The following is a 12,667-nucleotide window of genomic DNA, read 5'->3' on the forward strand; positions in this document are numbered from 1 at the left end:
CAGCGGAACACGAAGGCCTCGGGTGTCATCCCGCAGATCTCGGTCATGCTCGGGCCCTGCGCGGGCGGCGCCGCCTACTCCCCGGCGCTCACCGACTTCGTGTTCATGGTCCGGGACACCTCGCAGATGTTCATCACCGGCCCGGACGTGGTCCGCGCGGTGACCGGCGAGGAGATCACCCAGAACGGCCTCGGCGGCGCCGACGTGCACGCCGAGACCTCCGGGGTGGCGCACTTCGCGTACGACGACGAGGAGACCTGCATCTCCGAGGTCCGCTACCTCATCACGATGCTGCCCTCCAACAACCGCGAGAACCCGCCGGTCCACGAGAGCGACGACCCCCGCGACCGCCGCTCCGACGTGCTCCTGGACCTGGTCCCCGCCGACGGCAACCGCCCCTACGACATGCTCAAGGTCATCGAGGAACTCGTCGACGACGGCGACGTCCTGGAGATCCACGAGCGTTGGGCCCGCAACATCATCTGCGCCCTCGCCCGCCTGGACGGGCAGGTCGTCGGCATCGTCGCCAACCAGCCCGGCCACCTCGCCGGCGTCCTGGACATCCACGCCTCCGAGAAGGCCGCACGCTTCGTCCAGCTCTGCGACGCCTTCAACATCCCCATCGTCACCCTCCTGGACGTCCCCGGCTTCCTGCCGGGCGTCGACCAGGAACACGGCGGCATCATCCGCCACGGCGCCAAACTCCTCTACGCCTACTGCAACGCCACCGTGCCCCGCATCTCGCTGATCCTGCGCAAGGCCTACGGCGGCGCCTACATCGTCATGGACTCCCAGTCCATCGGCGCCGACCTCACCTACGCCTGGCCCACCAACGAGATCGCCGTCATGGGCGCCGAGGGCGCCGCCAACGTCATCTTCCGCAAGCAGATCTCCGACGCCGAGGACCCCGAGGCCATGCGCGCCCGGATGGTCAAGGAGTACAAGGCCGAGCTGATGCACCCGTACTACGCGGCCGAACGCGGCCTCGTCGACGACGTCATCGACCCCGCCGAAACCCGCGAGGTCCTCGTCAGTGCCCTCGCGATGCTCCGCACCAAACACGCCGACCTGCCCTCGCGCAAACACGGCAACCCGCCTCAGTAACACGAAGGAGACCCGCCACCGATGAGCATCACCACCGACACCCTCCTCAAGGTCGAGAAGGGCAACGCCGCACCCGAGGAACTCGCCGCGATCACCGCGATCCTCCTCGCCCGCGCCACCACCACCACCGACACCACGCCTGGAACGCAGCGCCGGCTTCCGCGCCCCGCACAGCTGGCGCGGCTAGGTACGTCGCACACGCGGCACGTCACACGGTTCACCGAGAGCGCCGGGGCCCCGCCCCGGCGCTCTCGCGTACCCCGGGACGCACCGCGGAGAGCTCGCGTACGGCTCCTGTACGGCCCGCGGACGACGGAGACACGGAAAAGGCCCCTCACGCTCCGACGGAGCGTGAGGGGCCTTTTCCGTGCGTTCCGCGGAACCGCTAGCGCAGGCGCGCCATCAGCGCGTGCTCGACGAGCGTGATGAGCGCGCTCTTGGCGTCCGCGCGGTGGCGGGCGTCGGTGGTGATGATCGGGGCGTCCGGGCCGATCTGCAGGGCCTCGCGGACTTCCTCCGGCGTGTAGGGCTGGTGTCCGTCGAAGCCGTTCAGGGCGATGACGAACGGCAGGCCGCTGTTCTCGAAGTAGTCGACGGCGGGGAAACAGTCCGCGAGCCGCCGGGTGTCCACGAGCACCACGGCGCCGATCGCGCCGCGTACCAGGTCGTCCCACATGAACCAGAAGCGGTCCTGACCCGGCGTACCGAAGAGGTACAGGATCAGGTCCTGGTCCAGGGTGATGCGGCCGAAGTCCATGGCGCGCTGGTCATGACGGCCTCGGTGCGCAGCGGGTTGATCTCGGAGACCGCGCCGACGAACGTGGTCTTGCCCACGCCGAAGCCGCCCGCCACCACGATCTTCGCGGAGGTGGTGGAGCGAGCCGCTCCGCCGTTAGAGCTTGCGAAGTCCACTGAGCACCCTTTCGAGCAGTGTCACGTCTGGCTGGCCGCCGGCAGACTCGTCGCCGCCGGGCTGGTGAATGGCGACAAGGCCCGCCTCCGCCAGGTCGGCGACGAGGATGCGGGCGACACCAAGAGGAATGGAGAGGAGTGCCGAGATCTCCGCGACGGATTTGATCTCCTGGCACAGACGGCAGATGCGCTGATGCTCGGGCAACTGCCCTTGCAGCCGCGCGGGATCGGCCGTGGTGCTGACCAGCGCCTCGATGGCGAGCTGGTAGCGCGGCCGGGTACGGCCGCCGGTCATGGCGTACGGACGCACCAGCGGGTTGTGTGCCTTCGGGGCCTGCGGCTGCGAGGAGCGCGAGGGCCGCTGCGAAGGCCGGTAAGGCTGCTGGGGCTGCTGGGGCTGGCCGTACGAAGGCTGCTGCTGGTACGGGTTGTGCTCCGGCGCGGGCCGGCTGGGAGTGGAGGGGAAGTTGAAGCGGTTCTGGTCGTGCCCACCCTGCGGCTGCTGCGCGCCGCCATAAGGATGTCCTCCGGGTGTTGTCACGTTTCCTCCTCCGACTCCAAGAACGCAGTACTCCCTGTGGAACCGCGCCACCGCACCCTATGGTGCGATGACGCGAAACGCACTGCCTGTCTGCTAGTTGAGCAGACTTCCCTGCAGCTCCGCACGCAGGTCCGGGGTGAGGACACTGCCTGCTCGATCCACAAGAAGGGCCATTTCGTAGCCCACCAGGCCGATGTCGCACTCGGGGTGCGCGAGCACCGCGAGCGAGGATCCGTCGGACACGGACATGAGGAAAAGGAATCCCCGGTCCATCTCGACGACCGTCTGGTTGACCGCGCCACCCTCGAAGATGCGGGAGGCTCCGGCGGTCAGCGACGTCAGACCGGAGGCCACGGCCGCCAGCTGATCGGCGCGGTCGCGCGGGAATCCGTCGGACATCGCCAGAAGGAGTCCGTCGGCGGAGACCACCACCGTGTGGGACACCCCGGGGGTGTTGTCCACGAAGTTGGTGATCAACCAGTTCAGGTTCTGTGCCGCCTGGCTCATCGGGCTCACACTAACGCTCCTGGTCATAGCTGTTACTTGACTGCTCGGAACCCGCGCTGCGTCCCTGTTGGACACCGCGTCGCAGGTTGCTCAACCTGCCACGGACGTCCTCCGGTGCGCGGGAGACCTGGGGGCCGCCCTGCGGGGTCGTCTCCGCAGCACCCTCGACCAGGTTGGCCTTGGGCACCCGCCGAGGGAGACCGGACGGGGTGACCCCGCCCGCCTTCGGCTCACGAAGCTTGGCGGCCTGCTGCCAACGCTCGTCGTTGTTCGAGCGCCAGGCCTCAGGGCCTTCCTCGTCCGCCTTCGGGGCGGCGGCGGGCTGCTGACGCTGCGGCCGCTGCTCGAAGAGGGATCCGGTGGACTCCGCTTCCTGCTGTGCCGGCTGCCACTGCTGCTGGCTGCCGCGGCGCGGCAGGCCCGCTCCGGTCATCTTGTGACCGGTGTCGGCGGCGGCGCCCGGACGGTCGAAGCCTACGCGTTCCGGGGCCGGTTCGGGAGCGGGCGTGGATTCCGATTCGGTCCCGTAGTCCTGCTGGTAGCCACCCGAATACGTGTTCTGCTCGGGCCACTCCGCCTGCTGGGACTGGGGTTCGAAGCCCCCGTCGTACGACGGGGCGTCCTGCCGCTGGTCCTGGTACTCGGCTTCCGGATAGCCATATCCCTGTTGCGGATAGGCCTCGTAGGACTGCTGGGGCTGCTGGGACGGCCCGCCCTCGTACCCCGGGGCGTAGCCCGGCTCGGGCTGCTGCTCGTAGCCCTGGTACGGCTGGTACCCGTGTTCAGGCTGGGGTTCCGAATAGTCCTGGGAGGACTGCTCGGCCTGATCGGGGTACTGCTGGTCCTGCGGGTAGCCCACCTGGGCGGCCAACGCCGCCCGGCGCTCCTGCTGGCCCAGCGACCGGCCCACGGGGTCGGCGCCCTGTCCGTCGGCTCCCTGGCCGCCCTGGGCGTCGTAGCGGGAGTCGTCGAAGCCGAGCTCGGCCGCCGTGCGCATCTTCGGAGCCTGCAGGGCCTGCTGCTCCGGGATGATCTGCGAGACCGTGAAGTCGTCGTCCGGTACGCCCTCGCCACCGCCACCGTGGGTGATGGCGTCGGGGAGCATGACCAGCGAGGTGGTGCCGGCCGCCTCGCCCGAGGGGCGCAGCTGGACGCGGATGCTGTGGCGGTCCGCCAGCCGGCCGACCACGAACAGACCCATGCGCTGCGAGATCGCGGCGTCCACGGTCGGCGGGTTGGCCAGCTTGTGGTTGATGTCCGCGAAGTCCTCGGCGGTGAGGCCGATGCCCTTGTCGTGGATCTCGATCATGACGCGGCCGTCGGGCAGACGGGTGGCGTTGACACGGACCTTGGTCTGCGGGGAGGAGAACGTGGTGGCGTTCTCCAGCAGCTCGGCGAGCAGGTGCACGAGGTCGGTCACGGCCTGGCCGTGGATCTCGGCCTCCGAGACGCCCGACAGCTCGACGCGCTCGTACTGCTCCACCTCGGAGGAGGCGGCGCGCAGCACGTCGACCAGCGGGACCGGCTGGTCCCAGCGGCGGCCCGGCTCCTCACCCGCGAGGATGAGGAGGTTCTCGCCGTTGCGGCGCATGCGGGTGGCCAGGTGGTCCAGGCGGAAGAGGTTCTCCAGCTGGTCCGGGTCGGCCTCGTTGTTCTCCAGGTCGGTGATGAGGGTCAACTGGCCCTCGATCAGCGACTGGTTGCGCATGGAGAGGTTCGTGAAGATCGCGTTGACGTTCCCTCGCAGGAGCGCCTGCTCCGCGGCGAGCCGGACCGCTTCCCGGTGGACCTGGTCGAAGGCGCGGGCGACCTCGCCGATCTCGTCCTGGGAGTCGATCGGGATCGGCAGCACCCGGGTGTCGACCTTGCCCGGATCGGTGCGCGACAGCTGGTCGACGAGCATCGGCAGGCGCTGCTCGGCGATGTCGAAGGCGGCGGTGCGCAGGTGGCGCATGGCGCGGCCCATCTGGCGGGCCATCATGCCGGCCAGGATGAAGGCGGCGAGCAGGGCCACGACCACGATGGCGCCGGTCAGGATGGCGTCGTTGCGGGACTCGTCGGAGACCGCGACCGCGTCCTGCACGGCCTTGCCGAGGAGTTCCTTCTCGATCTCGGCGTAGCCGTCGAACTTGGCGGTGGCGGCGGCCTGCCAGGCCTGGGCCGTGGTGCCGTTCTGGGCGAGACGGGTGTTCTTCTCGCCCGAGGCTATCGCCTCGGTCATGCCGGTGAGCACGGAGCCGTTGACCACGGGCGGGGTCTTGAAGGTGGTGCCCGCCTGCTCGGCGGCCTGCTTGGCCGCGGCGAGCTTCTGCGCGCCCTCCTGGGACTTCTGACCCATGACGTCGCGCAGGCGGTTGGTGTCCGCGTCGGTGCCGGCCGCGACGTACTCGCCGATGGCGATCTCTTCGAGGTAGGCGTACGAGGAGAAGGCGACGAGCTGGGACTTGCGGATGTCCTCGCTCTCGCTCGGCCGGACCAGCAGGTGGGTGCCGACGGAGCGCTGGAGCGAGTTCGCGGCCTTGGCCAGCTCGATCGCGTAGACCATGCGGCCGTAGCTGGTCACGTTGCCGGTGCCCAGGCCGAGCTCGTTGGAGAACTGCATCAGGTAGTGCTGGACCAGCACGTACCCCTCTTCGGTGGGGATGGGGCCCAGCGCGTTGGGGAGGTTCTTCTTCGCCGACTCGGGCGCCGCGAGGTAGGCCGTCTTGCGGACCTGCTCCAGCTTCGGCTCCTCCTGACGGAAGAGCTCCAGGCGCCGTTCCAGGCCCTGGTTCCCCGGGAGGTCCTTCGCCGCGTCCGCGAACTTGGCCTTCGCCGCGTCCGTGGCCGCGTACGCCTTCGTGACGATCTCGCTGCCGCGGTCGCCGCGCAGCAGCGGCTGGGCGGTCAGGTCACGCTCGTCGAGGAGCGCCTGGCCGTATTCGGAGGCCGCCTGGACGATGCGGGCGGTCTTCTCCGCGTCCTTGGCCTCGTTCCAGCTGTCGACGGAACCCTTCACCTGGAAGCCGCCCATGACCAGTCCGACGAGGACGGGTACGAGGAGGATGGCGTTCAGACGGGTCGGCACACGCCAGTTGCGGGGCGAGAACCTGCTGGTGCTGCCGCTGCTCGCGGGTGGGTCAACGGGCACGTCGACGGGCGACGCGGCCGCTCGCGGCGGCGGGGTGAAGTTGCCGCGCGCGGGTTCATCCGCGGGGCTCGAGTTGCTTCGCCTCACTCGACCAACAACCTCTCGGCGGTGCTACTAGCTAGTTCGTTGAATTCCAGCACGGTTAACGGCCGTGTTCCAAACAGTTGAAATCGGCCATTCCCAGAGCCTTATGCCCCACATAAATCGGACATAAAGAGCGAGGGGCTGCAAATGCGGGGCCAGTTGTGAGCACAGCGGCACCGGGCGACCGCACCCTGTGCCCGGCCGGCCTCAATTCTCTGTCGAAACGTTATGAACGAGAAGGGCGGGCCGTGTCGTATGACACAACCCGCCCTCACACGCGGCCATGATTTCCGTGCTACTTGAGCCGCGCCATCAGCGCGTGCTCGACGAGCGTGATGAGCGCGCTCTTGGCGTCCGCGCGGTGGCGGGCGTCGGTGGTGATGATCGGCGCGTCCGGGCCGATCTGCAGCGCCTCGCGGACCTCCTCCGGGGTGTACGGCTGGTGCCCCTCGAAGCCGTTGAGCGCCACGACGAACGGCAGGCCGCTGTTCTCGAAGTAGTCGACGGCGGGGAAACAGTCCGCGAGCCGGCGGGTGTCGACCAGGACGATCGCGCCGATGGCGCCCCGTACGAGGTCGTCCCACATGAACCAGAAGCGGTCCTGACCCGGCGTACCGAAGAGGTACAGGATCAGGTCCTGGTCCAGGGTGATGCGGCCGAAGTCCATGGCGGGGTCAGGTCGTCGATGCCCGCGCTCGCGGACGTCATGACGGCCTCGGTGCGCAGCGGGTTGATCTCGGAGACCGCGCCGACGAACGTGGTCTTGCCCACGCCGAAGCCGCCGGCCACCACGATCTTCGCGGAGGTGGTGGAGCGAGGAGCCGCTCCACCGTCAGAGCTTGCGAAGTCCACTGAGAACCCTCTCGAGCAGTGTTACATCCGGCGTTCCGCCGGCCTCTCCATTGCCCGGCTGGTGGATGGCCACCATTCCGGCCTCCGCCAGGTCGGCGACGAGGATCCGGGCGACACCGAGCGGCATCGACAGAAGTGCGGAGACCTCCGCGACCGACTTCACCTCACGGCACAGCGTGCAGATGCGCTGGTGCTCCGGCAGCAGGCCGGAAAGGTGCATCGGATCGGCCGTGGTGCTGACCAGCGCCTCGATGGCGAGCTGGTAGCGCGGCCGGGTCCGGCCACCGGTCATCGCGTACGGACGTACCAGCGGCTGGTCGCCTTCCGAGTACGAATCTCCGTACGCATCGGGGTAGGCGGGGGGCGGGGTCATTGATCCTCCGGGCTGGACAGCAGTGGTCAGCGTGCCGTCTGACAGGGCGGCCGGTGGGGGGACGTGATGACGGCCTGTCGGGGGTACTGGATTCCGGGGCACGAGCCCCGGGCTCCCGGCCGGAAGTACCGTCCGGCCGGGAGTCTGGCAGTCAGATGAGCAGGCTTCCCTGCAGCTCCGCGCGCAGGTCCGGGGTGAGGACACTGCCGGCGCGGTCCACGAGGAGGGCCATCTCGTAGCCCACGAGGCCGATGTCGCACTCGGGGTGCGCGAGAACGGCCAGCGAGGATCCGTCGGACACGGACATGAGGAAAAGGAATCCCCGGTCCATCTCCACGACCGTCTGGTTGACGGCGCCACCCTCGAAGATGCGGGAGGCACCGGCGGTCAGCGACGTCAGACCGGAGGCCACGGCCGCCAGCTGATCGGCGCGGTCACGCGGGAAACCTTCCGACATCGCCAGAAGGAGTCCGTCGGCGGAGACCACCACGGTGTGGGACACCCCAGGGGTGTTGTCCACGAAGTTGGTGATCAACCAGTTCAGGTTCTGTGCCGCCTGGCTCATCGAACTCAACTATCGCTCCTGCTGGTAAGTGGGGTCGACGTGGTAACTGCCGGTCGCGGGGCCGGTGGTGCCGGCCTGACGCCCCTGCTGGATACCGCGGCGGAGGTTGGTGAGACGTCCTCGGACATCGTCCGGGGAACGCGATACCTGCGGGCCTGCCTGTGCTTCGGCCTGCTGCTGCGCCGTGCCGGCCACGAGGTTCGCTCGCGGTACGCGACGGGGCAGCCCCGAGGTGGTGATGCCGCCCGCGGCAGGCTGGCGCACGCGCTCGGCCTGTCGCATCAGCTCGTCGTTCGGCGACGAACGCCAGCTGACGGTCGGCATGGCGCCGGTCGCGGCGGCATCGGCCGCCGGCTCCTGGCCCCGCTGCGGCAGCTGGGGCTGCGTGCGCTGCGGAGCCGGCGCGGACGGGGCGCTCTGCTGCGGCTGCTGGGGCACGGCCGGTCCCTGGTCGGCGGGCTGCTCGCCCTCCTGACGGAACCAGTTCGACTCCAGCGTGTCGAAGATCGGGCTGCGCCCCTCACCCTGGTTCCGGGCCGGCGGCAGGGCCTCCGGCTGCGGAGCCTGCGGCAGGCTCGGGGCCTCCGGGCGCGGAGCCGCCGCCGGCGAGGGAGCGGCCGGGTAGCCGCCGCCCTGCTGCGGGGCCTGCTGCGGAGCCTGGTGCCGGCGGCTGTAGCCGCCCACCCCGGGGCCGCCGCTGCGCGGCGCCTGGAAGTCCTGGCGGTCGAACTGGCCGGTGGTCGAGGCCGGGCCGCTCAGGTCCGCGGGCCCGCGCAGCTCCGGACGCTCGAACTGCCCGGTGGTGGAAGGGTCCAGGGGACCGCGCACGTCGGGACGCTCGAACTGGCCGGTGGTGCTGTTGGCGGGGTTGCCGCCGGTGGCCTGCGGGAAGGGGGCGTTGTAGTCCGGGCGGGCGAACTCGGCCGTCGCGCCCGGGCCCGAGAGCTCGTCGTGACCGCGCGGGACGTCCTGGCCACCCTGACCACCGGCACCCCAACTGGTGCCCTGCGGGATCCCGGTGGGAGACGTACCGGCGCCGGCGCCCGGGAGCTCCGGACGCGGCGCGCCACCGCGCGGCGGCAGCTGCGGCCGCTTGCGCTGGGTCGGCGCCGGGGCGGCGGACTGTTGGCGGTCCTGCTGCTGCGGAGCCTGCTGGGGCTGCGGCTGCTGCGGACGCTCGAACCCGTTGCCCTGCGGGAAGGCGGAGGGGGTCTGACCCGGACGACCCTGAAGGCCACCGGTCGTGGCGCCGGGCGTACGCCCGGGCAGCGGGGCCGGGCTGCCGAAGGGGCCGCTCTGGCCGTTCGGCGCGCCGGGACCGGCCTGCGGACGGGTCGGCGCGCCGCCCTGCTGAGGACGGGTGCCGGGGCCGCCCTGCGGCGCCTGACCCGGACCCTGCGCACGCTGCTGCTGGGGACCCTGACCGGCGGAGCCGTCGCGCCCCGGCAGTGCGGGACGCGGCCCGCCGCCGGAGACCTGACCGCGCTGCTGGCCGGCGCCCACCGGGGGACGGGCGTTCCCACCGGGAACGGAACCCTGGCCGCCCTGCGGGCCACCCTGGCCGCCGGAGCCCCCGGGGCCGCCCTGACCGGGCATCGGGGCCGGCTTCTTGCCGCCCTGGGCGACGTCGACCGGCAGCATGACGAGGGCCGTCGTACCACCCGAGTCGGAGGGACGCAGCTGGATGCGGATGCCGTGTCGCAGGGACAGGCGACCGACCACGAACAGGCCCATGCGGCGGGAGACGGAGACGTCCACGGTCGGCGGCGACGCGAGCCGCTCGTTGATCGCGGCGAGGTCCTCGGGGGAGAGGCCGATGCCGGTGTCGTGGATCTCGACCAGCACCCGGCCGTCGGGCAGCGCGTGACCGGTGACCTTGACCTTCGTCTGCGGGGAGGAGAACGACGTGGCGTTCTCCAGCAGCTCGGCGAGGAGGTGCACGAGGTCGTTGACGACGCGGCCGGCGACGTCGGTGCCGGGCACCGACGAGAGTTCGATGCGCTCGTACTGCTCCACCTCGGACGCCGCGGCGCGGAGCACGTCGACGAGCGGGACGGGGCGGGTCCACCGGCGGCCCGGCTCCTCGCCCGCGAGGACGAGGAGGTTCTCGCCGTTACGGCGCATGCGGGTCGCGAGGTGGTCGAGCTTGAAGAGCGAGGACAGCTGGTCCGGGTCGGCCTCGCGGGACTCCAGCTCGGAGATGAGCGAGAGCTGACGCTGGATGAGGCCCTGCGAGCGGCGCGAGAGGTTGGTGAACATCGCGTTGACGTTGCCCCGCAGGAGGGCCTGCTCGGCGGCGAGGCGGACGGCCTCGCGGTGCACGTCGTCGAAGGCCGCGGCCACCTGGCCGATCTCGTCGCGGGTGTGCAGACCGACCGACTCCACGGACGTGTCCACGTCCTGCGGGTCGGACTCGGAGAGCTGCTTGACGAGCTCGGGCAGTCGGTCCTGGGCGACCCGGGTGGCGGTGTCCTGCAGACGGCGCAGCGACCGGATCATGGACCGGGCCATGACGAAGGCGCCGACGAGCGAGACACCGAGGACGAGGAAGATCAGGGCACCGTTGATGATGGCGTCCTGCTGCGACTCGTTCCTGAGCTCGCGGGCCTTCTGCTCCATGTCCTCCAGGAGCGACAGCTCGATGGTCTTCATGGCCTGGAGCTTGGTGCCGTCGGCGTCGTACCAGTCCATCCAGGACCGGTACTGCTGCTCCTTGGCGAACTGCCCCTCGGTGGACAGCACGCGGCGGGTGTAGTGGTCCGCCTTGCTGATCTCCGGGTTGCCGTCGCCGAGGGACGCGGTGAGCTCCTCGGAGCGGCCCTGGTAGACGAGTTCGAAGGTCTTCTTCGACTGGCTCTCGCCGCGGAGCGCGGAGAGCGCGTACAGGCGGTCGTTCTCCTTGAGCGTGCCGGTCGTGGCACCGCTCTCGGGGAGCGACGCGGCGATGATCGCGCGCTGGATCGAGGCGTACTCCTTGGCCGAGGAGAAGGAGGCCAGGGCGCGCGTGCGCTTGATCATCTCGGGGTTGGACGTGGCCTGGGCCATGTCCTGCGAGAGGGACAGGAGCGAGACGATCAGCGCGTTGTACTCGGTGACGGTCTGCTGGGCGCCGTTGTCGTACGCCTTCTTGCGGATGTCCTCGATGCCGGTGAGCTGGCGGCCGATCTGCAGGATGTTGTTGCGGATCGACTTGAGGGTCTCGTCCTTGTCCTCCGTGAGGCTGACCTTGTCGGTCGCCGCGGCGAAGGCCTCGGCGGCGGCGTCGGTCTGGTCACGGACACCCTGGACGAGCGAGTTGGGCTTGGCGGTGCCGACCTTGGCGGGGTCCTTGGCGGCCACCGACAGCGGACCCGCCGACTTGTCCCGCTCCTCCTGGAGCATGGCGGCCAGGTTGGTGGCCTGCCGGGTCATGGTCGTCAGCAGCTGCATGTGGTCGAGCTGCGCGATGTCGTTCAGCGAGTCGTTGATGCGGAAGCCACCGAGCGTGGTGGCGGCGACGACCGGCAGGGTCAGCAGCGACACGAGTCGCGTGCTGATGCGCCAGTTCTGCATGGCGAGGCGGGAACCGGACCCCGTGGGGGCCTTCGGTATCGCCACGTCCTGCCCGGCGGCCGACTCGCTCTTGCCCTTCGCCTTGGCCAAGCCCTTGGGCTTCGCACGACCCTTCGCCTTCACCGTGGCGGAGGCGTCGGAGCTCGCACCCTCGACAGCCGGCCCGCGGTTCTGGGCGTGCTGGGGCGAGGAGCCACGGTCGGTCCCGCCGCGCGGCTCCTGCTCCGCCGCAGCGCTGCCATCCCTCTTGAATCGTCCCTGCACTAGCGTCGCAACCTCTGGACCAGGCGTCCCGCCGGGTGACCGGTGGGACGGTGTCGAGTCGTGGGGCACTGACGGCCCCATGGTGGTCGTCGGTGACCGGCGCGTCTCCCTCTCCTTGCCGCCGCGCTCGGCGCTGAGTCGCGCCACCTGCGCGCCGGCTGATTCCCGCGGCGGTCCCGCGAATTCCAGCACAGTGGAGGATCTCCAACAAGGTGTGCGCGTCGGGCCGGCCGGCTGGTCACGGCACGTGAGTGGTCCGCTACTCGATGTGGTACCGGTACCGGGAAAAACCGGACTTACGCCGACCAAACACCGTGGCCGGCAAGGTGTCCCAGTCCTCATGATCAGGAGCGGAATGCCGCATTCAGTGGCGCAATGTCCGTTTCGTGAAGCGGAATTGACTGCCCGTTATGCCCGTAATGCCAGGTCATGGGTGAGCAAACTCACATAGCCGTGGCCATTACTTCCCGGTTCAGCCGGGGATTCAGATGTTTAGCCTTGCCCTTTGCAGGGTTGGCGCCAGGGTTGGCGCATCCGACAACCATCACCCGACGAGCGAGCCGAGGCCCCGAACTCCGATGAAGACGACGATGCTGATCCGCAACATAGCCAACCCCCGCCGCACCACCCTCGCGCACCTCAAGGACGCCGAGGAGCTCCAGGTGCCGCCGGTCGCGGAACACGCCGTCGAGCTTCCGGCCCAGACCGCGAACCCGCGGCGCACGATCCTGATGGACGCGCCGGTCGCCGCCGCGCAGTAGACGCGGACAAAGAAGCGGGGCC

General features: G+C 70.0%; 8 protein-coding genes and 3 pseudogenes. 3 read left to right on the top strand and 8 right to left on the bottom strand.

Annotated elements, in window-relative coordinates; translation table 11 throughout:
• On the top strand, positions 1-1,104 hold a 1,104-nt coding region (locus ADK55_RS01120), incomplete at its 5' end, for an acyl-CoA carboxylase subunit beta (protein WP_053675048.1).
• A gap of 21 nt (positions 1,105-1,125) precedes the next feature.
• Positions 1,126-1,291, top strand: a pseudogene (locus tag ADK55_RS35690) (acyl-CoA carboxylase subunit epsilon).
• A 198-nt stretch (positions 1,292-1,489) separates the two neighbouring features.
• On the opposite strand, the pseudogene ADK55_RS01125 reads toward ADK55_RS35690, so the two are convergent.
• From ADK55_RS01125 to ADK55_RS01160, 8 genes and pseudogenes are all read right to left on the bottom strand, one after another.
• A pseudogene (locus ADK55_RS01125) lies at positions 1,490-2,016 on the bottom strand (GTP-binding protein).
• A complete protein-coding gene (locus ADK55_RS01130) occupies positions 1,997-2,557 on the bottom strand; it encodes a DUF742 domain-containing protein (RefSeq protein WP_053675050.1) in 561 nt (186 codons plus the stop codon). The pseudogene ADK55_RS01125 and the gene ADK55_RS01130 overlap by 20 nt, the downstream one beginning before the upstream one ends.
• Before the next feature lie 93 nt (positions 2,558-2,650).
• Positions 2,651-3,064, bottom strand: coding sequence for a roadblock/LC7 domain-containing protein (locus tag ADK55_RS01135; RefSeq protein WP_030037347.1), 414 nt, complete (start codon positions 3,062-3,064; stop codon positions 2,651-2,653).
• Positions 3,065-3,074: 10 nt separating this feature from the next.
• Positions 3,075-6,281: a nitrate- and nitrite sensing domain-containing protein gene (locus ADK55_RS01140; protein WP_053675052.1), complete on the bottom strand. Its 3,207-nt coding sequence runs from the start codon at positions 6,279-6,281 to the stop codon at positions 3,075-3,077.
• A gap of 292 nt (positions 6,282-6,573) precedes the next feature.
• Positions 6,574-7,130 (bottom strand): annotated as a pseudogene (locus tag ADK55_RS01145) (GTP-binding protein).
• The gene (locus ADK55_RS01150; RefSeq protein ID WP_007266775.1) at positions 7,111-7,503 is read right to left on the bottom strand and encodes a DUF742 domain-containing protein; all 393 of its coding nucleotides are present in this window, start codon (positions 7,501-7,503) and stop codon (positions 7,111-7,113) included. Before ADK55_RS01150 ends, ADK55_RS01145 begins: the two are co-directional and overlap by 20 nt.
• 151 nt (positions 7,504-7,654) lie before the next feature.
• Positions 7,655-8,068, bottom strand: coding sequence for a roadblock/LC7 domain-containing protein (locus ADK55_RS01155; protein WP_008739864.1), 414 nt, complete (start codon positions 8,066-8,068; stop codon positions 7,655-7,657).
• Between the two features lie 9 nt (positions 8,069-8,077).
• Positions 8,078-11,884: a nitrate- and nitrite sensing domain-containing protein gene (locus ADK55_RS01160; protein ID WP_053675054.1), complete on the bottom strand. Its 3,807-nt coding sequence runs from the start codon at positions 11,882-11,884 to the stop codon at positions 8,078-8,080.
• 578 nt (positions 11,885-12,462) lie between these two features.
• Between ADK55_RS01160 and ADK55_RS01165 the strand changes: the two genes are divergently transcribed.
• Positions 12,463-12,645 carry a hypothetical protein gene (locus ADK55_RS01165; protein WP_053675056.1) on the top strand — a complete coding sequence of 61 codons (183 nt, stop codon included), beginning with the start codon at positions 12,463-12,465 and terminating at the stop codon, positions 12,643-12,645.
• The last annotated feature ends 22 nt before the right edge of the window (positions 12,646-12,667 follow it).

It is taken from the genome of Streptomyces sp. WM4235, assembly GCF_001279725.1.
In the GTDB taxonomy this organism is placed as follows: Bacteria; Actinomycetota; Actinomycetes; order Streptomycetales; family Streptomycetaceae; genus Streptomyces.